This is a genomic window from Escherichia sp. E14S1 (assembly GCF_004211995.1).
GTDB lineage: Bacteria > Pseudomonadota > Gammaproteobacteria > Enterobacterales > Enterobacteriaceae > Escherichia.
Genome location: NZ_RHJQ01000023.1, coordinates 50,287 through 74,425, shown reverse-complemented (window position 1 = coordinate 74,425; position 24,139 = coordinate 50,287). Strand labels below are relative to the sequence as shown.

The 24,139-nt window shown below is 49.3% G+C and carries 23 protein-coding genes; 11 read left to right on the top strand and 12 right to left on the bottom strand.

Annotation, left to right across the window (positions count from 1 at the left end; all coding sequences use genetic code 11):
* Window positions 1-144: 144 nt before the first annotated feature.
* Window positions 145-804, top strand: coding sequence for an OmpA family lipoprotein (locus D9734_RS20320; protein ID WP_000747625.1), 660 nt, complete (start codon window positions 145-147; stop codon window positions 802-804).
* Window positions 805-907: 103 nt separating this feature from the next.
* Complete coding sequence (gene ghrB / locus D9734_RS20315; RefSeq protein WP_130210060.1) at window positions 908-1,882, top strand: glyoxylate/hydroxypyruvate reductase GhrB; 975 nt, start codon at window positions 908-910, stop codon at window positions 1,880-1,882.
* A gap of 48 nt (window positions 1,883-1,930) precedes the next feature.
* Here the strand turns inward: ghrB and D9734_RS20310 are convergent, their stop codons facing one another.
* The gene (locus D9734_RS20310) at window positions 1,931-2,641 is read right to left on the bottom strand and encodes a DUF3053 domain-containing protein (protein WP_130210058.1); all 711 of its coding nucleotides are present in this window, start codon (window positions 2,639-2,641) and stop codon (window positions 1,931-1,933) included.
* Window positions 2,642-3,060: 419 nt separating this feature from the next.
* Here D9734_RS20310 and D9734_RS20305 point away from each other — a divergent pair, with 419 nt between their 5' ends.
* Window positions 3,061-3,351, top strand: a complete 291-nt coding sequence (locus D9734_RS20305) for an HTH-type transcriptional regulator (RefSeq protein WP_130210056.1) — start codon at window positions 3,061-3,063, stop codon at window positions 3,349-3,351.
* A 281-nt stretch (window positions 3,352-3,632) separates the two neighbouring features.
* Window positions 3,633-3,845 (top strand): RNA chaperone/antiterminator CspA, encoded by a 213-nt coding sequence (gene cspA, locus D9734_RS20300; protein WP_000014594.1) that lies wholly within the window; start codon window positions 3,633-3,635, stop codon window positions 3,843-3,845.
* A 53-nt stretch (window positions 3,846-3,898) separates the two neighbouring features.
* Here cspA and yidD read toward each other — a convergent pair whose 3' ends face one another.
* From yidD to D9734_RS20275, 5 genes are all read right to left on the bottom strand, one after another.
* Complete coding sequence (gene yidD / locus D9734_RS20295; RefSeq protein ID WP_130210054.1) at window positions 3,899-4,291, bottom strand: membrane protein insertion efficiency factor YidD; 393 nt, start codon at window positions 4,289-4,291, stop codon at window positions 3,899-3,901.
* A gap of 157 nt (window positions 4,292-4,448) precedes the next feature.
* The gene (gene hokA / locus D9734_RS20290) at window positions 4,449-4,601 is read right to left on the bottom strand and encodes a type I toxin-antitoxin system toxin HokA (RefSeq protein WP_001135725.1); all 153 of its coding nucleotides are present in this window, start codon (window positions 4,599-4,601) and stop codon (window positions 4,449-4,451) included.
* 323 nt (window positions 4,602-4,924) lie between these two features.
* Window positions 4,925-6,994 carry a glycine--tRNA ligase subunit beta gene (glyS, locus tag D9734_RS20285; protein WP_130210052.1) on the bottom strand — a complete coding sequence of 690 codons (2,070 nt, stop codon included), beginning with the start codon at window positions 6,992-6,994 and terminating at the stop codon, window positions 4,925-4,927.
* A gap of 9 nt (window positions 6,995-7,003) precedes the next feature.
* A complete protein-coding gene (glyQ, locus tag D9734_RS20280) occupies window positions 7,004-7,915 on the bottom strand; it encodes a glycine--tRNA ligase subunit alpha (protein WP_001168547.1) in 912 nt (303 codons plus the stop codon).
* 94 nt (window positions 7,916-8,009) lie between these two features.
* Entirely contained in the window at window positions 8,010-8,309 is a 300-nt protein-coding gene (locus tag D9734_RS20275; protein WP_130210050.1) for a YsaB family lipoprotein, read from the bottom strand.
* A 174-nt stretch (window positions 8,310-8,483) separates the two neighbouring features.
* Between D9734_RS20275 and wecH the strand changes: the two genes are divergently transcribed.
* A complete protein-coding gene (gene wecH, locus D9734_RS20270) occupies window positions 8,484-9,479 on the top strand; it encodes an O-acetyltransferase WecH (RefSeq protein WP_130210048.1) in 996 nt (331 codons plus the stop codon).
* 36 nt (window positions 9,480-9,515) lie between these two features.
* Here wecH and yiaA read toward each other — a convergent pair whose 3' ends face one another.
* The 4 genes from yiaA to xylA form a co-directional block, all read right to left on the bottom strand.
* A complete protein-coding gene (gene yiaA, locus D9734_RS20265; RefSeq protein ID WP_130210046.1) occupies window positions 9,516-9,953 on the bottom strand; it encodes an inner membrane protein YiaA in 438 nt (145 codons plus the stop codon).
* A 45-nt stretch (window positions 9,954-9,998) separates the two neighbouring features.
* A complete protein-coding gene (gene yiaB, locus D9734_RS20260; RefSeq protein WP_130210044.1) occupies window positions 9,999-10,340 on the bottom strand; it encodes an inner membrane protein YiaB in 342 nt (113 codons plus the stop codon).
* Window positions 10,341-10,506: 166 nt separating this feature from the next.
* Complete coding sequence (gene xylB / locus D9734_RS20255; protein WP_130210042.1) at window positions 10,507-11,961, bottom strand: xylulokinase; 1,455 nt, start codon at window positions 11,959-11,961, stop codon at window positions 10,507-10,509.
* 70 nt (window positions 11,962-12,031) lie between these two features.
* Complete coding sequence (xylA, locus tag D9734_RS20250; RefSeq protein ID WP_064527882.1) at window positions 12,032-13,354, bottom strand: xylose isomerase; 1,323 nt, start codon at window positions 13,352-13,354, stop codon at window positions 12,032-12,034.
* A 366-nt stretch (window positions 13,355-13,720) separates the two neighbouring features.
* On the opposite strand from xylA, the gene xylF reads away from it, so the two are divergent.
* The 4 genes from xylF (at window position 13,721) to xylR (ending at window position 18,747) form a co-directional block, all read left to right on the top strand.
* Entirely contained in the window at window positions 13,721-14,713 is a 993-nt protein-coding gene (gene xylF / locus D9734_RS20245) for a D-xylose ABC transporter substrate-binding protein (protein WP_130210040.1), read from the top strand.
* A 77-nt stretch (window positions 14,714-14,790) separates the two neighbouring features.
* Window positions 14,791-16,332 (top strand): D-xylose ABC transporter ATP-binding protein, encoded by a 1,542-nt coding sequence (xylG, locus tag D9734_RS20240; protein WP_130210038.1) that lies wholly within the window; start codon window positions 14,791-14,793, stop codon window positions 16,330-16,332.
* Entirely contained in the window at window positions 16,310-17,491 is a 1,182-nt protein-coding gene (gene xylH, locus D9734_RS20235) for a xylose ABC transporter permease XylH (RefSeq protein ID WP_130210036.1), read from the top strand. The genes xylG and xylH overlap by 23 nt, the downstream gene beginning before the upstream one ends.
* 77 nt (window positions 17,492-17,568) lie before the next feature.
* Window positions 17,569-18,747: a D-xylose utilization transcriptional activator XylR gene (gene xylR / locus D9734_RS20230; RefSeq protein ID WP_130210034.1), complete on the top strand. Its 1,179-nt coding sequence runs from the start codon at window positions 17,569-17,571 to the stop codon at window positions 18,745-18,747.
* A 128-nt stretch (window positions 18,748-18,875) separates the two neighbouring features.
* Here xylR and D9734_RS20225 read toward each other — a convergent pair whose 3' ends face one another.
* Window positions 18,876-19,700, bottom strand: a complete 825-nt coding sequence (locus D9734_RS20225) for a protein bax (RefSeq protein WP_130210032.1) — start codon at window positions 19,698-19,700, stop codon at window positions 18,876-18,878.
* Between the two features lie 320 nt (window positions 19,701-20,020).
* On the opposite strand from D9734_RS20225, the gene malS reads away from it, so the two are divergent.
* Both malS and avtA read left to right on the top strand, forming a co-directional pair.
* A complete protein-coding gene (gene malS / locus D9734_RS20220) occupies window positions 20,021-22,051 on the top strand; it encodes an alpha-amylase (RefSeq protein WP_130210030.1) in 2,031 nt (676 codons plus the stop codon).
* 174 nt (window positions 22,052-22,225) lie between these two features.
* Complete coding sequence (gene avtA / locus D9734_RS20215) at window positions 22,226-23,479, top strand: valine--pyruvate transaminase (protein ID WP_130210028.1); 1,254 nt, start codon at window positions 22,226-22,228, stop codon at window positions 23,477-23,479.
* A gap of 141 nt (window positions 23,480-23,620) precedes the next feature.
* Here avtA and D9734_RS20210 read toward each other — a convergent pair whose 3' ends face one another.
* A complete protein-coding gene (locus D9734_RS20210; RefSeq protein WP_130210026.1) occupies window positions 23,621-24,094 on the bottom strand; it encodes a 4Fe-4S binding protein in 474 nt (157 codons plus the stop codon).
* Between the last annotated feature and the right edge of the window lie 45 nt (window positions 24,095-24,139).

Sequence of the window (24,139 nt, the reverse complement as noted above, 5' to 3'; positions counted from 1 at the left end):
CTCCTGAAAAGTTAGATGTATTGAGCAGTTAAATATTACTTACAAATTTCCGAGTATTCCCAGGAATAATCTTCATGTTCACACGGCATAATCTTCCGCCACGAAACCCGTGGCAAAGAATAAAAAGGTTATTAAGGATTAACAATGAAGAAACGTGTTTATCTTATTGCCGCCGTTGTGAGTGGCGCTCTGGCGGTATCTGGTTGTACAACTAACCCTTACACTGGCGAACGCGAAGCGGGTAAATCTGCTATTGGCGCGGGTCTGGGCTCTCTCGTTGGCGCGGGCATTGGCGCACTCTCTTCTTCGAAGAAAGATCGTGGTAAAGGCGCACTGATTGGCGCAGCAGCAGGCGCGGCACTGGGCGGCGGCGTTGGCTATTACATGGATGTGCAGGAAGCGAAACTGCGCGACAAAATGCGCGGCACCGGCGTTAGCGTAACGCGCAGCGGGGACAACATTATCCTCAACATGCCGAACAATGTGACCTTCGACAGCAGCAGCGCCACTCTGAAACCAGCAGGTGCTAACACCCTGACCGGTGTTGCAATGGTACTGAAAGAGTACCCGAAAACGGCGGTTAACGTGATTGGCTACACCGACAGCACTGGTGGTCATGACCTGAACATGCGTCTGTCGCAGCAGCGTGCAGATTCCGTTGCCAGCGCGTTGATTACCCAGGGCGTTGACGCCAGCCGTATTCGTACCCAGGGTCTTGGTCCGGCTAACCCGATCGCCAGCAACAGCACCGCAGAAGGCAAAGCCCAAAACCGTCGCGTAGAAATTACCTTAAGCCCGCTGTAATCACTTTCATGCCAGGTGGTGATTCAATCACCTGGTATTCTTAGGTTTTCCTGCTTCATTTTTCAGGCTAAGGTGATCGCCTTATCAGTGAATGGAGAGAAGCATGAAGCCGTCCGTTATCCTCTACAAAGCCTTACCTGATGATTTACTGCAACGCCTGCAAGCACATTTCACCGTTCACCAGGTGACAGACCTCACTCCACAGACCGTCGCGCAAAACGCGGAAATTTTTGCCGAAGCCGAGGGCTTGTTAGGTTCAAATGAAAATGTTGATGCCGCGTTGCTGGACAAAATGCCGAAACTGCGTGCCACATCAACTATCTCTGTAGGCTACGACAATTTCGATGTCGATGCGCTTACCGCCCGAAAAATCCTGCTAATGCATACGCCAACCGTATTAACGGAAACGGTGGCCGATACACTGATGGCATTGGTGCTGTGTACCGCGCGTCGGGTTGTCGAGGTAGCAGAACGCGTAAAAGCAGGCGAATGGACCGCGAGCATTGGCCCGGACTGGTACGGCAGCGACGTGCATCATAAAACTCTTGGCATTGTCGGGATGGGACGGATCGGCATGGCACTGGCACAACGGGCGCACTTTGGCTTCAACATGCCGATTCTCTATAACGCTCGCCGCCACCATAAAGAAGCTGAAGAACGCTTTAACGCCCGTTATTGCGATCTGGATACGCTGCTACAAGAATCGGATTTCGTTTGCCTGATCCTGCCGCTAACTGAAGAAACGCATCACCTGTTTGGCGCTGAACAATTCGCCAAAATGAAATCCTCCGCCATCTTCATTAATGCAGGACGTGGACCGGTGGTTGACGAAAATGCACTGATTGCGGCATTGCAGAAAGGGGAAATTCACGCCGCCGGACTGGATGTCTTCGAACAAGAGCCACTGTCAGTAGATTCACCGCTGCTCTCAATGGCAAATGTCGTCGCAGTCCCACATATTGGTTCTGCTACTCATGAGACGCGTTATGGCATGGCCGCCTGTGCGGTGGATAATTTGATTAATGCGTTACAAGGGAATGTCGAGAAGAACTGTGTGAATCCGCAAGTCGCGGAATAACCGCGACTGCGTGGAGAAAAGCCCGAAAATCTCCCGGGCTTTTACTCTTTATTGGGTTGCAGTTACTGCTGCGGTCCAGGCCTGATTAAACGCCTGATGTTGTGCCGGTAATGGCGCAATCAGTTTGTTATATTCACTCGCCTGCTGCGAAGTCGGGAACTGAATGCCATTCGCCACAAAGCTTACCTGAGTACCCTGCTGGGAAATATAGTCCCCAACCATTACCAGTTGTTGTGTAAAGGTTTGTGCCGCCGGAATCAACGGTTGTAACGCATCAGCCGGTGTCGTCACCACTTTGGTGAATGCCTGATCAAAGACCGGCTTCAGATCATCAGTCTGTTTCAGCGCAGAGTGCGCAGCATCGGCCTGCAACTTCGCATTTTGTAGCTGTTGCGCCAGTACACCCAGCGAACCGTTCATTTCACGCAGCGGACCACTTTGCGTGACATAATCCTGTGGTGCACGAATTGCGTTAACGCTGTCTACAACCGGACGTAGACCGGAATCCATCGCCTGATTCACCTGTTGGGAATAGCCATACAGAATCGCGTAATCAGAGACAAAAGGACCAAATTGTTTTTTCTGATCGGCAGTCAGGGTTGGTAGACGTTCACCGCTACGCATCACTGTATTCTGCAGGAAGTCGATAAACGCTTTACGCTGATCGCCTTCTTTATCAAAACACCCACTCAGGCTAACTACCATTAATAACGCCGCAAGAGGCGCAAACCAGCGAGAGCAGGACTTTCCTGTCGCCATTTTCTTACTCCTTTCACCCAAAAAAAGCGCACAACGACACACGCGTGTCTGACGTGACAAGGATAGTCCAGGACAAGCTTGCAAGATACCCTTTATGCATAATCTTCCTGGGAAAATGATGTAGAAAATGAAGGAAGGTTAATTTGTTGTTTCATTGTTAAAAACAGGCATTGCTATTGCGTTTTTTAGCCAGGACTTTACTTCTCTTAGGTAGGTGAAATTTTCGGAATCTTTACAATCCGGGATTCTGCGAAATATATCGGCATTAATCATATCGTTAGGCAACTATAAGTCACAGTTATTGATAGGCTGAATCGAATCACACTCTGGTTGCTTCCCGCTGAGTCTGTGTTTCCCGACTATTCTTAATGAGCTTCAATGCAATTCACGATCCCGCAGTGTGATTTGAGGAGTTTTCAATGGAATATAAAGATCCAATGCTTGAGCTGTTGAGCAGCCTGGAACAAATTGTTTTTAAAGATGAAACACAGAAGATTACCCTGATGCACAGACCTACGCCCTGTACCGAGATTGAGCAATTACGCAAAGGAACGGGGTTAAAAATTGATGATTTCGCTCGTGTTTTGGGCGTATCCGTTGCGATGGTAAAGGAATGGGAATCCAGACGAGTGAAGCCTTCCAGTGCTGAACTAAAATTAATGCGTCTGATTCAGGCCAATCCGGCATTAAGTAAGCAGTTGATGGAATAGAGTTTTATTAACTTTTTTGATGTTTACGGTCCTGATGACAGGGCCGTTTTCCGACCGATTAATCATAAATTTGAAAAATAATTGTTGCATCCACCTCCAATGCGTGGCTTAATGCACATCAACGGTTTGACGTACAGACCATTAAAGCAGTGTAGTAAGGCAAGTCCCTTCAAGAGTTATCGTTGATACCCCTCGTAGTGCACATTTCCTTTAACGCTTCAAAATCTGTAAAGCACGCCATATCGCCGAAAGGCACACTTAATTATTAAAGGTAATACACTATGTCCGGTAAAATGACTGGTATCGTAAAATGGTTCAACGCTGACAAAGGCTTCGGCTTCATCACTCCTGACGATGGCTCTAAAGACGTGTTCGTACACTTCTCTGCTATCCAGAACGATGGTTACAAATCTCTGGACGAAGGTCAGAAAGTGTCCTTCACCATCGAAAGCGGCGCTAAAGGCCCGGCAGCTGGTAACGTAACCAGCCTGTAATCTCTGCTTTAAAGCACAGAATCTAAGATCCCTGCCATTTGGCGGGGATTTTTTTATTGGAAAAACCGCTTTAAATGTAGAGAAGAACAGTCGCAGGAACAATCCAGATCCGGCACCGGGATGTCCGGGCAAAAGTCCGGGATATGGCAATCACGACAGGCCGCACCATCACACCCGGAACAATCACAATCATTATTCTTCTTTTTACGTATAACCTCGTTCAGGTGTTGCTTCTGCCTGATTGTCTGTGCCGCAAGTCGGCAATCTGCAAAACGCTGACGTATCTCGCCCCAGCCTGCAATAACACCTTTCTGTTGAATAATCTCTTTGACCGCTCCCGAACATCCCTGCGTTTGGTGCAACACACTGTAAGCACAGCGATATCCTTTGCGAGGAGAAAGATGTCGTTGATAAAGCATTATCAACAGTAAAAGCAGTTTATTCATGAAGGCTCCGAACCATTCATGTTCTCAATTAAAAACCTATTTAATAGCCAAATCCATTCGCATTTTTTAAATAATATTCATCAAGGAAATAAATTAGGGTGCATTGAGAATACCCAACACCGTAAGAAAGGCGGGAATAACTTCCCGCCGAAGACTCTTACTCTTTCAAATTGCAGGCTAAAAATGCCGCCAGCTCATAACTCCCCTGTTTAATATGCAATTCACACAGTGAATCTCTTACCATCCAGGTGAAAAATAAAAGCGTGAAACAAATCACTATTAAAGAAAGTAATCCGTATTTTTGCGGCATTCCCAGCCTCCTGTGTTGATTTCCAACGAGTAAGAGGCTAACCTTATGGTGTTCAGGCATAGAGGTAGCCTCACTTTGATTTATAGTCAGGTGGGGCTTTTCTCTGTCTGCCTTTCGGTGAATACCTGAGACAAACAGTCTCAAGCACCCACAGCTATTCTAGCGTAATAAATTCCTTTCCTCTCCTTAATAAAATCCTAAAAAAATCTCATGAAATTAATATATGAGATAATTTTTATTCAGCAGAAAATTATTAAAGGTAGCTGTATTATTTAGCTATAAAAAAAGCCTGCCAAGTGGCAGGCTATTTAATAACAGTGTTATTACTGCAACAGCGAAATATCCGCAACGCGCAGGAATAATTCGCGCAGTTTTTCCAGCATGGTCAGACGGTTGATACGCAGATCTTTGTCATCAACCATGACCATCACTTTATCGAAGAAAGCATCTACCGGTTCACGCAACTCGGCCAGTTCGACCAGCGCATCCTGGTAACGACCTTCAGCAAAGTACGGCTCCAGTTTGTCGCGCAGCACCACAACCTGCATCGCCAGCTTAATTTCTTCCGGCTCTTTCAGGGTAGAGGCATTAACGCGATCGCTCAGCACTTCGGCAGATTTCGCCAGAATGTTGGATACACGTTTGTTCGCCGCCGCCAGTGCTGCAGCCGCATCCAGCGTACGGAAGTGCGATACTGCTTTCATACGAGCATCGAAATCTGCCGGACGAGTCGGACGACGCGCCAGTACCGCCTGGATGGTGTCAACGGTGTAACCTTCGTCCTGATACCAGGCGCGGAAGCGACCAAGCATAAAGTCGATAACGTCATCAACCACGTTGGCGTTGGTCAGCTTATCACCGTACAAGCGCACCGCTTCTTCGGTCAGCGTTTGCAGATCAAGGTTGAGGTTCTTCTCAACGATAATACGCAGCACGCCAAGTGCGGCACGACGCAGCGCAAACGGGTCTTTGTCGCCTTTCGGATGCTGACCAATACCGAAGATACCCGCCAGGGTATCCATCTTGTCAGCAATCGCCAGCGCACAGGCTACCGGGTTAGACGGCAGGTCATCACCGGCAAAACGCGGCTGATACTGCTCGTTCAGAGCTACCGCGACATCTTCCGCTTCGCCATCGTGACGCGCGTAGTGCATCCCCATAACGCCCTGGGTGTCGGTGAACTCGAAGACCATGTTGGTCATCAGGTCACACTTAGACAGCAGACCCGCACGGGTTGCGTGGTTGACGTCAGCGCCAATCTGTTCAGCAATCCAACCAGCCAGTGCCTGGATGCGGTCAGTTTTGTCACGCAGTGTGCCAAGCTGTTGCTGGAACAGCACGGTTTGCAGGCGCGGCAGGTTATCTTCCAGACGTTTTTTACGGTCGGTGTTGAAGAAGAACTCGGCATCCGCCAGGCGTGGACGAACAACCTTTTCGTTACCAGAAATAATTTGCTGCGGATCTTTCGATTCGATGTTGGCAACGAAGATAAAGTTCGGCAGCAGTTTGCCGTCGTTCGCGTACACAGGGAAGTATTTCTGATCACCTTTCATGGTGTAAACCAGGGCTTCAGATGGCACCGCGAGGAATTTCTCTTCGAATTTCGCAGTCAGCACAACCGGCCATTCAACCAGAGAAGCCACTTCTTCCAGCAGGTTTTCGCTTAAGTCAGCGTTACCGCCAATCTTACGCGCTGCTTCTTCGGCATCGGCTTTAATCTTCGCCTTACGTTCTTCATAATCGGCGATGACTTTCCCGCGCTCACGCAGAATCTCCGGATACTGATCGGCATTGTCGATAGTGAATTCCGGTTCGCCCATAAAGCGGTGACCGCGAATCACGCGATCGGACTGAATGCCCAGGATCGTCGCCGGAATAACTTTGTCGCCCAGCAGCAGGGTTACGGTGTGAACCGGACGCACGAAGTGTACGTCAGACGCGCCCCAGCGCATCAGTTTCGGGATCGGCAGTTTCGCCAGCGAAGTCGCAACCATATTCGGCAGCAGTGCTTCGGTACTTTCGCCTTTCACGTGGGCGCGATACAGCAGCCATTCACCTTTGTCAGTGGTCAGGCGCTCTGCCTGGTCAACGGTAATACCGCAACCACGCGCCCAACCTTCTGCCGCTTTGCTCGGTTTACCTTCGGCGTCGAACGCCTGGGCAATTGCCGGGCCACGTTTTTCGATTTCGCGATCCGGCTGTGCTTCCGCCAGGTTAGCTACTTTCAGCGCCAGACGACGCGGAGCAGCAAACCATTGAACGGTGCCGTGTGCGAGGCCAGCGTTATCCAGCTCCGCAGTAAAGTTCGCAGCAAAGGACTCTGCCAGGCTGCGCAGTGCTTTTGGTGGCAGCTCTTCAGTGCCGATTTCCACCAGAAAAGTTTTCTCAGACATAGCCGCCTCTTACTTATCTTTGTTGCACATCGGGAAGCCGAGGGCTTCACGGGAAGCGTAGTATGCTTCTGCCACTGCTTTGGTCAGGGTGCGAATGCGCAGAATGTAGCGCTGACGCTCGGTGACGGAGATGGCTTTACGCGCATCCAGCAGGTTGAAGCTGTGGGCGGCTTTCAGAATACGCTCGTAGGCTGGCAGCGGCAGCGGACTTTCCAGCGCCAGCAGCTGCTGGGCTTCTTTCTCGTACTGCTCGAAGCAGGTGAACAGGAAGTCCACATCCGCGTATTCGAAGTTGTAAGTGGACTGCTCCACTTCGTTCTGATGGAACACGTCGCCGTAGGTGGTTTTACCCAGCGGGCCGTCGCTCCAGACCAGGTCGTAAACGCTGTCTACGCCCTGAATGTACATTGCCAGACGTTCCAGACCGTAGGTGATCTCGCCGGTAACCGGTTTACACTCCAGACCACCAACCTGCTGGAAGTAAGTGAACTGCGTCACTTCCATGCCGTTCAGCCACACTTCCCAGCCCAGCCCCCAGGCACCCAGCGTCGGGTTTTCCCAGTTATCTTCCACGAAACGGATATCGTGGATAGTCGGGTCCATGCCCAGCTCTTTCAGAGAACCGAGGTACAGCTCCTGAATATTGTCCGGCGATGGCTTAATCACCACCTGGAACTGATAGTAGTGCTGTAAACGGTTGGGGTTTTCGCCGTAGCGACCATCGGTCGGGCGACGAGAAGGCTGAACATAAGCAGCCGCCATCGGTTCTGGCCCCAGCGCGCGCAGACAGGTCATTGGGTGAGAGGTTCCCGCGCCGACTTCCATGTCCAATGGTTGAACAATGGTGCAGCCCTGGCGAGCCCAGTAATCCTGTAAGGTCAGGATCAAGCCCTGGAAGGTCCTGGTATCAAACTTTTGCATATTATTTCGTGCTGGATACGTGTGGATTTAAAGGAAGGGATCAGTATACCCGCTGGATGGAAGATATACAGTACGAAACGGGAAAAAGCAGGGCTTAACGCATGGAAAGATGCAAAAAATGGCCATCTGCGTCAAAAGAACAGACAAACTGCTCTTTCCGGAAGGTATAACCACGCATTTCGTAGCTTCCCTGGAACTGTTCAAAGGCGGTGACGTCGATTTTTTGCTCGCCGGTGTTATAACGTTTTGCTGCCTGACCCTTGCACAATGCTTCCATATTCAATGAACGCAGCGGCTCAACCTTTACCCGCTGTGCTTTCTGCTCGGGTGGCGGTGTCGAGCATCCCACTAACACAATAAGTGCCATTGCTGGAAAGAAAGAGTTCATCATCATTAAATTACCGTCTTATTTGCAGGTGAGTCTTATTATTAATATCGGTATAGTGGCTGAATCTAACGAATTTCCTCAAGCCTCTATAAGCTGTAGAGATAAAACTCGGATTATTCCAGTGCACCAGCTGAATGATTTATCGGTCAGACCTTTTTTTAACCAGTTACAGAGACACAGATGCAGCCCAAAATTTATTGGATTGATAACCTGCGAGGGATAGCCTGTTTAATGGTGGTGATGATTCATACTACCACCTGGTATGTAACCAACGCCCATAGCGTTAGCCCCGTAACCTGGGATATCGCGAATGTTCTAAATTCTGCCTCCCGTGTCAGCGTGCCGCTATTTTTCATGATTTCCGGCTATCTCTTTTTTGGCGAACGTAGTGCCCAGCCGCGTCATTTTTTGCGTATTGGCTTATGCCTGCTGTTTTATAGTGTCATCGCGTTGATCTACATTGCGCTTTTTACCGCTATCAATGTGGAGTTAGCGCTGAAAAACCTGCTACAAAAGCCTGTGTTTTATCACTTATGGTTTTTCTTCGCGATTGCGGTGATTTATCTGGTTTCGCCGCTGGTTCAGGTGAAAAACGTTAGCGGTAAAATGTTGCTGGTACTAATGGTGGTGATTGGCATCATCGCTAACCCAAACACAGTGCCAAAGAAGATCGACAGCTTCGAATGGCTACCGATTAACTTATATATCAATGGCGATACTTTTTACTACATCCTGTATGGCATGTTGGGCCGCGCCATTGGCATGATGGATACGCAACATAAATCACTGTCGTGGGTGAGCGCCACGCTGTTTGTTGCGGGGGTATTTATTATCTCTCGCGGGACATTATATGAATTACAGTGGCGAGGAAATTTTGCCGATACCTGGTATCTCTATTGCGGACCGATGGTTTTTATCTGTGCAATCGCGTTACTGACGCTGGTAAAAAATACGCTGGATACACGCACTGTTCCCGGGCTTGGGCTGATATCACGCCATTCTTTAGGTATATACGGGTTCCACGCATTGATTATCCATGCGCTGCGTACCCGGGGGATTGAGCTTAAAAACTGGCCAATACTGGATATTATCTGGATCTTCTGCGCCACGCTGGCCACAAGCTTATTACTTTCTGTGCTGGTGCAACGAATCGACCGCAACAGATTCGTAAGTTGAGCAAAAGCCCGGTCACATTGACCGGGCTTACAAGGATTATTCGCTATATTCTTCCTGAACAACCACAGTTTCTTTTGTTGGATTAACTCCAGCATCACGAATATTCTTCTGCACTGCTACTGCACCAAACAAACTTAAAAAGAAGGCCAGACCATAAAACCCTTTTTCGCTGAGTAATAATGTTGCATTCCACAGACCAACTATCAGTAATGCAACAGAAATGATAAAGACAACCAGGCAGGTCATATAATAAATGGATGTAGTGGGGATGCCTTCATATTTGTCCCGCACAGTTTTTTGATAAGATGCGGCTGAAAATAGTCCTAGCACCAGAACAGCAAAGTAATATCCTTTTTCATTTAACTGCATTTCCGCATTCCATAGCCCTAATAAATAGGTAACAATACCGCCGCCAAGCGCTATCCATGACACAATGCTAAATGCTGGAGAATAGGTTGATATTTTGTTTTCCATCACAGTATTCCTTTCATTCCTGAATGTGTAAGAGCTTTATGTTGCTCATGCCGAGCGAAACAAACGCATTTGACCAAACAAGCAGACAAAAAAGGCGATGGGGTAGATCACCATTTCATAAGCATTGATAGGTGCATTTAAAACACCGATAAACAACAGACCGATAGTGATTAACGCAACTAACTGGCAGATGCGAATAAACATGTCATCCAGTTGCCCGAGTTTTTCAGCACGAAGATAAGCATAATTGCCAAACGTTCCCGTCATTAACACACCGAGAAAATAGCCTTTGCCGCTTAACAATGGGCATGAGATCCATAGCCCAACCAGATAAACCAACGCCCCGACAACGAATAATAGTTTTGCCACAGTCTTTGAGGTTTTCATAATGATCTCCGTATCTACCAGCGATACATTACGATTAACCAACGAAAGACAAAACTGAAAAATACCATTAACAAATGATTTTCAGAATAAATTCATATTGAATACTAATGAATTGATAATTTATATAGACAGGAATTATCCCTGCCCGGTCAGGCAGGGGATAAGTTTACGCCATTAGTGGCAGAAGTTGCTGGTAGAGACGACGGAATGTTTCGCGTCGTGGCTGATAAGCGGCATGATGCTGCGCGTTCGGCATATGCGACTGCTCTAACGGCAGTTGCGGCAACAATTCACTGAGTGATTTATCTGGATTCACCGCAATCTGCGCCAACCTTGCTGCGCCCAGTGCAGGTCCTACATCACCACCCGTGCGGTAATCCAACTGCTGACCGCTGATATCCGCCAGCATCTGACGCCAGTACTCACTACGCGCTCCACCACCAATCAGGGTAATACTTTGCGGTTTAATACCGCAGGCGTGCACGACATCCATGCCATCGGCCAGCGCATAACCCACGCCTTCCAGCACCGCTCGCGCCAGTTCATTAGGGCCGTGTTGATGGGTCAGGCCAAAGAAAACCCCCTTCGCCTGTGGATTATTGTGCGGGGTACGCTCGCCGGAAAGATAAGGCAAAAACCAGATTGGCTCGGCACTTTCATCTGCCTGTTGCGCAGCTGTAATTAAGGCTGGAACATTGCTCAGGCCGGTTAATTTCGCGGCCCAATCCAGACACGATGCCGCACTCAACATCACCGACATTAAATGCCAACGCTGTGGTAATGCATGGCAAAAGCTGTGTACGGCGCTTTCCGGCTTGCTTAAGAACCCTTCGCTCACCGCAAAATAAACACCAGAAGTTCCCAGCGACAGCATTGCCTGGTTGGCATCAACCATACCCACACCAACCGCGCCAGCCGCATTATCGCCGCCGCCCGCGACAACGGGCGCTGCCGCCATTCCCCATGCTTTTGCCACCTCGGGTAGCAAAGTCCCGGTAACTTCACTGCCTTCGTATAATGCTGGCATCTGGTCACGGGACAGCTGGCAAGCTTGCAGCATGACATCACTCCAGTCACGCTTCGCGACATCCAGCCACATGGTGCCTGCCGCATCAGACATATCACTGGCAAACTCTCCGGTCATACGCAGACGCAAATAATCTTTTGGCAATAAAACTTTGTCTACCTGACGGAATATATCTGGCTCATGGCGTTGCACCCACAGCAGCTTAGGCGCGGTAAATCCGGGCATCATCAGGTTGCCGGTTATAGCACGCGAATCCGGGACTCGTGCTTCAAGCAAAGCGCACTCTTGCGCACAGCGCCCGTCATTCCACAAAATCGCTGGACGTAATACCTGCTGCCGAGCATCAAGTAACGTTGCTCCGTGCATCTGTCCGGCAATACCTAACGCCTTAACCTCTTGCAAAGAATATTGTCGCGCAAGCGTTCTCACTGCACGATCAGTTGCCTGCCACCACTGTTCCGGGTCTTGTTCCGACCAGAGGGGATGTGGGCGCGAAACGGTTAGTTTTTCTGTTTGTGAAGCAATTACCTCACCCTGTTCGTTGAGCAGAATGACTTTCACGCCCGATGTGCCAAGATCTATCCCGATATACATAGCGATCGTTCCTTAAAAAATGCCCGGTATCGCTACCGATAACCGGGCCAACGGACTGCACAGTTAGCCGTTATTTGTCGAACAGATAATGGTTTACCAGATTTTCTAACTGCTCCTGGCGACCACTCTGATGCACCGGTGCAAGATTATGTTCCTGGGCATATTTTGCTAAATCCGCCAGTGACATTTGGCCTTTCAGAATTTGCTGGCCCAGTTCGCTATTCCAGCCGGAATAACGTTGCGCTACGCGTTTATCCAGCTCACCGTCTTCAATCATGCGTGCTGCAATTTTCAGCGCCAGTGCCATCGTATCCATCGCGCCAATATGACCGTAGAACAGGTCATATTTATCGGTGCTCTGACGACGTACTTTGGCATCGAAATTCAAACCACCGGTGGTAAAACCGCCCGCTTTGAGAATTTCATACATCACCAGCGCATTTTCTTCCACGCTGTTCGGGAACTGGTCGGTATCCCAGCCCAACTGCGCGTCACCACGGTTAGCATCGACAGAACCGAACAGACCAAGCGCAATGGCGGTGGCAATTTCATGGTGGAAAGAGTGACCCGCCAACGTTGCATGGTTTGCTTCAATATTCAGTTTAATCTCTTTTTCCAGGCCAAACTGCTTCAGGAAGCCGTAGACCGTCGCGGCATCGTAATCATATTGATGTTTGGTCGGCTCTTGCGGTTTCGGTTCGATAAGCAGGGTACCCTGGAAACCGATTTTATGTTTATGCTCAACCACCATCTGCATAAAGCGGCCAATCTGTTCACGCTCCTGACGCAAATCGGTATTCAGCAGCGTTTCGTAACCTTCGCGACCGCCCCACAATACATAGTTTTCACCACCCAGTTTATGCGTCGCTTCCATCGCCGTAACGACTTGTGTTGCTGCCCAGCTGAAAACTTCCGGGTCGGGATTCGTAGCTGCGCCCGCACCATAACGTGGGTTAGTAAAGCAGTTAGCGGTTCCCCACAGCAGTTTCACGCCGCTCTCTTCTTGTTTACCTGCCAGCACATCGACCATTTGCGCAAAGTTATTGATGTACTCTTTTAACGATGCGCCTTCCGGGGAAACGTCCACATCGTGGAAGCAATAAAAAGGCACATGTAATTTGTGGAAAAACTCAAATGCGACATCTGCTTTACGCTTCGCCAATGCCAGCGCCTCGCCAGGTTGCTGCCAGGGACGGTTAAACGCGCCTACGCCAAACATATCCGCCCCGTTCCAGCAGAAGGTGTGCCAGTAGCAAGCAGCAAAACGCAAATGGTCTTCCATACGCTTACCCAACACCAATTCGTCGGGGTTGTAATGACGGAATGCTAACGGGTTAGAGGATTTCGGGCCTTCATAACGAACGCGATCGAGCTGGTCAAAATAAGCTTGCATAATGAACTCCATAATCAGGTAATGCCGCGGGTAATGGATGATGTCGTAATATTGGGCACTCCCTTTAAGTTGCTCAATTATGTTATTTCACACTGCTATTGAGATAATTCACAAGTGTGCGCTCGCTCGCAAAATAAAATGGAATGATGAAATTGGGTAATTACTCGAAGAGAAAAATGCAACAAATTCGATTAACCAACAAAAATAAGATCTCGGTCATAAATCAAGAAATAAACGAAAAATCGTAATCGAAAGATAAAAATCTGTAATTGTTTTCCCCCATTTAGTTGCTAAAAATTGGTCACGTTTAACGCGGTGATTGTTACTTTTTAAAGCTACCCTCTAACAAAAGAAGGCCTCTGAACCATGAAAATAAAGAACATTTTACTCACCCTGTGCACCTCACTTCTGCTAACCAACGTTGCGGCACATGCTAAAGAAGTCAAAATTGGTATGGCTATTGATGATCTCCGTCTTGAGCGCTGGCAGAAAGACCGGGATATTTTCGTGAAAAAAGCTGAATCTCTCGGCGCAAAAGTATTTGTGCAGTCTGCAAATGGCAACGAAGAAACTCAAATGTCGCAGATTGAAAACATGATTAACCGGGGAGTCGATGTTCTTGTCATTATTCCGTATAACGGACAGGTATTAAGCAACGTTGTAAAAGAAGCAAAACAAGAAGGCATTAAAGTATTAGCTTACGACCGCATGATTAATGATGCTGATATCGACTTTTATATTTCTTTCGATAACGAAAAAGTGGGCGAACTACAAGCAAAAGCGCTGGTCGATATCGTCCCGCAAGGAAATTATTTCCTGATGGGCGGCTCTCCGGTGGATAACAACGCTAAGCTTTTCCGCGCCGGGCAAATGAAAGTATTAAAACCTTACGTCGACTCCGGGAAAATTAAAGTCGTAGGCGACCAATGGGTTGATGGCTGGTTACCAGAAAACGCGCTGAAAATTATGGAAAACGCGTTGACCGCCAACAATAACAAAATTGACGCTGTTGTTGCTTCTAACGATGCTACTGCTGGCGGGGCTATTCAGGCATTAAGCGCGCAAGGTTTGTCAGGGAAAGTCGCCATTTCCGGTCAGGATGCGGATCTCGCCGGCATTAAACGTATTGCTGCGGGTACGCAAACCATGACGGTGTATAAACCGATTACTCTTCTGGCAAATACTGCCGCGGAAATTGCCGTTGAACTGGGTAACGATCAACAACCTAAAGCAGATACCACGCTGAATAATGGGCTGAAAGATGTGCCATCCCGCCTGCTGACACCTATTGATGTGAATAAAAACAACATCAAAGACACGGTGATTAAAGACGGTTTCCACAAGGAGAGCGAGCTTTAAGCGTTACGTCCCTGTCGACAACGGGGACGTGATTTCTCTCCATGCCGCATGAACTGATTGGCTTAGGTGGAGTCGTTATGTCTTATCTACTTGAAATGAAGAGCATTACCAAAACTTTCGGCAGCGTAAAGGCGATAGATAACGTCAGTTTACGGCTAAATGCTGGTGAGATCGTCTCACTTTGCGGTGAGAACGGTTCTGGTAAATCAACATTAATGAAAGTGCTATGCGGAATTTATCCCTTTGGCAGTTACGAAGGCGAAATTACTTTTGCTGGTGAAGTAATACAGGCAAGTCACATCCGCGATACCGAACGCAAAGGTATTGCCATCATTCACCAGGAATTAGCATTGGTGAAAGAGTTGACCGTGCTGGAAAATATCTTTCTTGGCAATGAGATAACCCGCAATGGGGTCATGGATTATGACCTGATGACGCTACGCTGTCAGAAACTGTTAGCGCAAGTCAGCTTATCCATTTCACCAGATACCCGCGTGGGTGATTTAGGGCTTGGGCAACAACAACTCGTTGAAATTGCCAAGGCACTAAATAAACAGGTGCGTTTATTAATTCTCGATGAACCAACAGCCACATTAACTGAGCTGGAAACCACAGTTTTACTGGATATTATTCGCGATCTGCAACAACACGGCATCGCATGTATCTATATTTCTCACAAGCTCAACGAAGTCAAAGCGATTTCCGACACAATTTGTGTTATTCGCGACGGTCAGCACATAGGTACGCGTGATGCAGCCGGAATGAGCGAAGACGATATTATCACCATGATGGTTGGGCGAGAATTAACGGCACTGTACCCAAACGAACCACATACCACTGGCGATGAAATATTACGCATAGAACATCTGACGGCATGGCATCCGGTTAATCGTCATATTAAACGGGTTAACGATGTCTCGTTTTCCCTGAAACGTGGCGAAATACTGGGGATTGCTGGACTGGTCGGCGCTGGTCGCACCGAAACTATTCAATGCCTTTTTGGCGTTTGGCCCGGACAATGGGAAGGGAAAATCTATATTGATGGCAAACAAGTGGATATTCGTAATTGCCAGCACGCCATCGCCCAGGGTATTGCAATGGTGCCAGAAGATAGAAAGCGTGATGGCATCGTTCCGGTAATGGCAGTTGGTAAAAATATTACCCTCGCCGCACTCAGTAAATTTACCGGGGGTATTAGCCAGCTTGATGATGCCGCAGAGCAAAAATGTATTCTGGAATCAATCCAGCGACTCAAAGTGAAAACGTCGTCTCCGGAACTTGCTATTGGACGTTTAAGCGGCGGCAATCAACAAAAAGCGATCCTGGCACGCTGTCTGTTACTCAACCCGCGCATTCTCATTCTTGATGAACCTACCAGGGGTATCGATATTGGCGCGAAATACGAGATCTACAAATTAATTAACCAACTCGTCCAGCAGGGTATAGCCGTCATTGTCATCTCTTCTGAATTACCTGAAGTACTTGGTCTTAGCGATCGCGTACTGGTTATGCATGAAGGAAAACTAAAAGCCAACCTGATAAATCATAACCTGACTCAGGAGCAGGTGATGGAAGCCGCATTGAGGAGCGAACATCATGTCGAAAAGCAATCCGTCTGAAGTGAAATTAGCCGTACCGACATCCGGTGGCTTCTCTGTGCTGAAGTCACTGAATTTACAAGTCTTCGTGATGATTGCAGCAATCATCGCCATCATGCTGTTCTTTACCTGGACTACTGACGGCGCCTATTTAAGCGCCCGTAACGTCTCCAACTTGCTGCGCCAGACCGCGATTACCGGCATCCTTGCGGTAGGGATGGTGTTCGTCATAATTTCTGCCGAAATCGACCTCTCGGTCGGCTCGATGATGGGGCTATTAGGCGGCGTCGCCGCTATCTGCGACGTCTGGTTAGGCTGGCCTCTGCCGCTCACCATTATTGTGACGCTGGTTCTGGGCCTGCTTCTCGGCGCATGGAATGGTTGGTGGGTCGCGTACCGCAAAGTGCCTTCATTTATTGTCACTCTGGCGGGCATGTTGGCATTTCGCGGCATCCTCATTGGCATCACTAACGGTACGACGGTTTCCCCCACCAGCGCCGCGATGTCACAAATTGGACAGAGTTATCTACCCGCCAGCACCGGTTTCATTATTGGCGCGCTTGGCTTAATGGCTTTTGTCGGCTGGCAATGGCGTGGAAGAATGCGCCGACAAGCTTTGGGTTTACAGTCTCCGGCATCTACAGCGGTGGTCGGTCGCCAGGCTTTGACCGCCATCATCGTATTAGGCGCAATCTGGCTACTGAATGATTACCGTGGCGTTCCTACTCCTGTCCTGCTGCTGACGTTGCTGTTACTCGGCGGCATGTTTATGGCAACAAGGACAGCTTTCGGGCGGCGCATTTACGCTATTGGCGGCAATCTGGAAGCGGCGCGACTCTCCGGGATTAACGTAGAACGCACCAAACTTGTCGTGTTTGCTATCAACGGTTTGATGGTGGCCATCGCGGGGTTAATCCTCAGTTCACGGCTTGGTGCAGGCTCGCCTTCTGCCGGTAATATCGCCGAACTGGATGCCATTGCAGCCTGCGTGATTGGCGGCACCAGTCTGGCTGGCGGCGTAGGGAGTGTTGCGGGGGCTGTGATGGGGGCATTCATCATGGCTTCGCTGGATAACGGCATGAGTATGATGGATGTTCCGACCTTCTGGCAGTATATCGTCAAAGGTGCGATTCTGTTGCTGGCAGTATGGATGGACTCCGCAACCAAACGCCGTTCCTGATTTTGATAAAAATTTTCTCAAAACCGGTAACGTGTTGCCGGTTTTGAGTTTTTGCATGATTCAGCAGGAAAAGAACCATGTTTACTAAACGTCACCGAATCACATTACTGTTCAATGCTAATAAAGCCTATGACCGTCAAGTTGTAGAAGGTGTGGGGGAATATTTACAGGCGTCACAATCGGAATGGGATATTTTCATTGAAGAAGATTTCCGCGCCCGCATTGATAAAATCAAGGACTGGTTAGGAGATGGCGTTATTGCCGACTTTGACGATAAACAAATCGAGCAAGCGTTGGCTGATGTCGACGTCCCCATTGTCGGGGTTGGCGGCTCGTATCACCTGGCAGAAAGCTATCCGCCCGTACATTACATTGCCACTGATAACTATGCGCTGGTTGAAAGCGCATTTTTGCATTTAAAAGAAAAAGGCGTTAACCGCTTTGCTTTTTATGGTCTGCCGGAGTCGAGTGGCAAAAGATGGGCAGCCGAACGCGAATATGCTTTTCGCCAGCTTGTCGCCGAAGAAAAGTACCGTGGTGTCGTTTATCAGGGACTGGAAACTGCGCCAGAAAACTGGCAGCACGCGCAAAACCGGTTGGCCGACTGGTTGCAAACGCTGCCACCGCAAACCGGGATTATTGCCGTTACTGACGCCCGGGCGCGGCATATTCTGCAAGTTTGCGAGCATCTGCATATTCCCGTACCGGAAAAATTATGCGTAATTGGCATCGATAACGAAGAGCTGACCCGCTATCTTTCTCGCGTCGCGCTTTCTTCGGTTGCCCAGGGCGCACGGCAAATGGGCTATCAGGCGGCAAAACTTCTGCATCGGTTGTTAGATAAAGAAGCGATGCCGTTGCAGCGGATTTTGGTCCCGCCAGTACGCGTCATTGAACGACGTTCTACGGATTACCGTTCGTTGACCGACCCGGCTGTTATTCAGGCCATGCATTACATCCGCAATCACGCCTGCAAAGGGATTAAAGTGGATCAGGTACTGGACGCTGTCGGCATATCACGCTCCAATCTTGAGAAGCGTTTTAAAGAAGAGGTGGGCGAAACCATACACGCAATGATTCATGCCGAGAAGCTGGAGAAAGCGCGCAGCCTGCTAATTTCAACAACCTTATCAATAAACGAGATATCGCAAATGTGCGGTTATCCATCGTTGCAATATTTCTACTCTGTATTTAAAAAAGCATATGACACAACGCCGAAAGAGTATCGCGATGTAAACAGCGAGGTCCTGCTGTAGCAGGAGGAGAAAAGCCGCCAGGCATGATAAGACGCGCCAGCGTCGCATCAGGTAACGCAGCACAACCACCTGATGCGAGCAAAAGCCTTATCCGACCAACAAGTCGGATAAGGCTCGAGGGAATACAATTACATATGCGCAGCGATTAACCGCTGGTTATCCTGGTACATCGCGAACAGGTAGTTGTTATAACTCTGTCCCTTCGTTGAATAACCTTTCAGCTTGTGAATCATCGCTGTGGCGGTGATTTCCTGATCAGCTTTACGCAATTGTGCACGTGATTTACGGAACGAAGCGTACGCCGGGTGCGTATTCAGGTTAGTGACATAGGCGCTCACCGATTCTTTGACAGAACTGAACTGTGAGTAGCCTTTCACTTTACCCGGTGCATTGGTACAACGCCCTTTCATGCACTTCATGCCAAACAGGTTGTTGTTGTTACGCGCCAGCTTCGACGTACCCCAACCACTTTCTGCCGCAGCCATCGTCGCCACCATACTGGTCGGGATAATGTCTACGCGTTCAAGCAGCGTATTCCACGGGATTTTTCGTGTATTACCAGACCACTTCACCTTATAGCGTTTGGCGATGTCTTTCAGACGCGCACGCTCTGCAGGCGACCATTGGCCCTGGTACTGTTTTGAAATCAGCCAGTTACGTTCCGCCGTAATGGCAGCATTTTGGCTGGTAATGTAAGGCATTACAGTCCGGAGAAACGCTTTTTTCCTTGGTGTTCCGGAAGGGTATTTTCGCAAATCAGGAAGTGAACTGCTCTTTGCACTATTGCGAGAATACTCTTGTTTACTGCTTACCTGTTTATTACTAGCTTTGGTTATGTGGGACTTTTGACTCGCTGTTGTCGTGTGCGTTTTCGCTAACACCTCACTCGAAAACATCAGAGTGAGTAACATAAGAATCATCGCCCCATATCGTCGTATGGGAGTCAAAATCATCAGTTCTCCTGGTCGGATTTAATCATTCCAACACCTTATATTTTTCACAAATTTGAGAGTTGAATCTCAAATCATATCAAAAATAGCTGTCAAGAGCACCCCAAGGAATAGTCCAAATCTGAAACTATGTCACGTGTTAACCGTTCAGATTGGCGCTAAATCGCAGAAAATGTGGGGTTTATCGCAAAAAATAAGCTTAAATCTCAGGTGAAATACTCCCCCTTTCGTCTCATCCTGCCGCAATCCTCATCAGGGAGGAGTTTTACCAGTATTATCACTGGCAAACTGGTGAAATTCGCAGCAACAAGGACTCATCCGTTATGAAACTTGCCGCCTGTTTTCTGATACTCCTGCCCAGTGTTGCCATTGCCGCCAACTGGACATCTCAGGGATTTCCAACCTTTGCTGAACAAAGTGCAGGAACATTTGTTAGTCATGCCCAGCTGACCAAAGGTACGCGACCGCTGACGCTAAATTTTAACCAACAATGCTGGCAGCCTGCGGATGCGATAAAACTCAATCAGATGCTTTCTCTCAAACCTTGCGACAGCACGCCCCCTCAGTGGCGATTGTTCAGGAACGGTGAATATACGCTGCAAATAGATACCCGCTCCGGCACACCAACGTTGATGATTTCGGTCCAGAACACCACCGAACCGGTAGCGAACCTGGCACGTGAATGCCCCAGATGGGATGGAAAACCACTGACGCTTAATGTCAGCGGCACTTTCCCGGAAGGTACGGTAGTCCGGGATTATTACAGCCAGCAAATCGCGACGGTGAAGAACGGCCAAATAACGTTACAACCTGCCGCCACCAGTAACGGCTTGCTACTGCTGGAACGGGCAGAAACCGCCACATCCGCCCCTTTCAACTGGCATAACGCCACGATTTACTTTGTACTAACAGACCGTTTCGAAAACGGCGATCCCAGCAATGACCAGAGCTACGGACGTCATAAAGACGGCATGGAGGAAATTGGCACTTTCCACGGCGGTGATTTACGCGGCCTGGCCAACAAACTGGATTATCTCCAGCAGCTGGGCGTCAATGCTTTATGGATAAGCGCCCCATTTGAGCAAATTCACGGCTGGGTCGGCGGCGGTACAAAAGGCGATTTCCCACATTATGCCTACCACGGATATTACACACAGGACTGGACGAATCTTGATGCCAATATGGGCAACGAAGCCGATCTACGGACGCTGGTTGATAGCGCGCACCAGCGCGGTATCCGCATTATTTTTGATGTGGTGATGAACCACACCGGCTATGCCACGCTGGCGGATATGCAGGAGTTTCAGTTCGGCGCGTTATATCTTTCTGGTGACGAGCTGAAAAAAACGCTGGGCGACCACTGGAGCGACTGGAAACCTACCGCCGGGCAAACCTGGCATGGCTTTAACGATTACATTAATTTCAGCGACAAAACAGGCTGGGATAAATGGTGGGGGAAAAATTGGATCCGTACCGATATCGGCGATTACGACAATCCTGGATTCGACGATCTCACCATGTCGCTAGCCTTTTTGCCGGATATCAAAACCGAATCAACTACCGCTTCTGGTCTGCCGGTATTCTATAAAAACAAACCGGATACCCACGCCAAAGCCATTGACGGCTATACGCCGCGCGATTACTTAACCCACTGGTTAAGCCAATGGGTCCGCGACTACGGTATTGATGGTTTTCGGGTCGATACCGCCAAACATGTTGAGTTGCCCGCCTGGCAGCAACTGAAAACTCAGGCCAGCGCCGCACTTCGCGAATGGAAAAAAGCTAACCCCGAGAAAGCATTAGATGACAAACCTTTCTGGATGACCGGCGAGGCCTGGGGCCATGGTGTAATGCAAAGCGACTACTACCGCCACGGATTCGACGCGATGATCAATTTTGATTATCAGGAACAGGCGGCGAAAGCGGTCGATTGCCTGGCGCAGATGGATACCACCTGGCAGCAAATGGCCGAGAAATTGCAAGATTTCAATGTGTTGAGCTATCTCTCCTCGCATGATACCCGCTTGTTCCGCGAAGGGGGCGACAAAGCAGCAGAGTTATTGTTACTCGCGCCAGGTGCAGTGCAAATCTTTTACGGTGATGAATCCTTACGTCCGTTCGGTCCCACCGGTTCTGATCCCCTACAAGGCACACGTTCTGATATGAACTGGCAGGATATCAGTGGTAAATCTGCCGCCAGCGTCGCGCACTGGCAGCGCATCAGTCAGTTCCGCGCACGGCATCCAGCCATTGGCGCAGGCAAACAAACGGCGCTTTCGCTGAAACAGGGGTACGGATTTGTCCGTGAACACGGCGACGATAAAGTAATGGTCGTCTGGGCGGGGCAACAGTAACTTTTCCGGCTTCCCGTGCGGCAGTACGTCGGGAAGCCACCCAGACTAAAATACCATCCTAACAGAAAACCACAGCATAAAGTGTCAATCCACCGTCAACAGCGTGATTTGCACCCTGGCAAATGTAGCGTTATTGTTACCTTCCTTGCTACAGAGTTCGACAGATATCCCGCTATGACATTCTCCCTTTTTGGTGACAAATTTACCCGCCACTCCGGCATTACGCTGCTGATGGAAGATCTGAACGACGGTTTACGCACCCCCGGCGCGATTATGCTTGGCGGCGGCAATCCGGCGCAGATCCCGGAAATGCAGGACTATTTCCAGACGCTGCTAACCGACATGCTGGAAAGTGGCAAAGCCACTGATGCGCTGTGCAATTACGATGGGCCACAGGGGAAAACGGAGCTGCTGTCTCTGCTTTCCGGTATGTTACGCGAGAAGCTGGGTTGGGATATCGAACCACAGAATATTGCACTAACAAACGGTAGCCAGAGCGCGTTTTTCTACTTATTTAACCTGTTTGCCGGACGCCGTGCCGATGGCCGGATCAAAAAAGTGCTGTTCCCGTTGGCACCGGAATACATTGGCTACGCGGATGCCGGGCTGGAAGAGGATCTGTTTGTCTCTACGCGTCCGAATATCGAACTACTGCCAGAGGGCCAGTTTAAATATCACGTCGATTTCGAACATCTGCGCATTGGCGAAGAGACGGGGATGATTTGCGTCTCGCGACCGACGAACCCAACAGGTAATGTGATAACCGATGAAGAGTTGCTGAAGCTGGATGCGCTGGCGAATCAGCACGGGATCCCGCTGGTGATTGATAACGCCTATGGCGTCCCGTTCCCGGGCATCATCTTTAGCGAAGCGCGCCCGCTGTGGAATCCGAATATCGTGCTATGCATGAGCCTTTCCAAGCTGGGTCTGCCAGGTTCGCGCTGCGGCATTATCATCGCCAATGAAAAAATCATCACCGCCATCACCAATATGAACGGCATTATCAGCCTCGCGCCTGGCGGCATTGGTCCGGCGATAATGTGTGAAATGATTAAGCGTAACGATCTACTGCGCCTGTCAGAAACGGTCATCAAGCCGTTCTATTACCAGCGTGTTCAGGAGACTATCGCTATCATTCGCCGCTATTTACCGGAAGATCGCTGCCTGATTCATAAACCCGAAGGGGCAATATTCCTCTGGTTATGGTTTAAGGATTTGCCGATTACCACCGAGCAGCTCTATCAGCGCCTGAAAGCGCGCGGCGTGCTGATGGTGCCGGGCCACAACTTCTTCCCAGGGCTGGATAAACCGTGGCCGCATACACATCAATGTATGCGCATGAACTACGTACCAGAGCCGGAGAAAATTGAGGCGGGTGTGAAGATTCTGGCGGAAGAGATTGAACGCGCCTGGGCTGAAAGCCATTAAAAATTGCCTGATGCGCTGCGCTTATCAGACCTACATAATTTCTGCAATCAATTGAATTTGTAGGTCGGATAAGGCGTTTACGCCGCATCCGGCATAAACAAAGCGCACAATTCCGGCGTTGAATAACGCCGGAAAAACGTTTCAAACAGGCTGCTGCTGTAGCCGCTGACGCTGGATTTTCTCGACATCCATACATTGCAACGCCTGTGTCGGGCAGGCTTCAACACAGGCCGGTCCCGTCGCCCGATGCCAGCACAGATCGCACTTAATCGCCCTCGCCTTTTTGCGCGCCGAAACCACCTCCATCGCACCAAACGGGCAAGCCAGCATACAGCTTTTACAGCCAATACAACGTGATTGTTCAACAAAGATATGCCCATGTTCGCGGCGAATCGCCTCCACAGGGCAGACATTCGCACACGGAGCATCTTCACACTGATGACAGGCTACTGCAGTGGTCCAGGTATGGTCTTTGATGACTCGAATTCGCGAAATAAACTCGCCCGGCGACAACGCAGAGCAATCCTGATTTTCCTGATGCGACACCGCGCAAGCCACTTCACAGGTACGGCAACCGATACATTTCGTCGCATCCGCAATAATAAACCGGTTCATGATCACTCCTTTGCACTAAAACAGCAGAGTGCCAGAGAGCGCCCC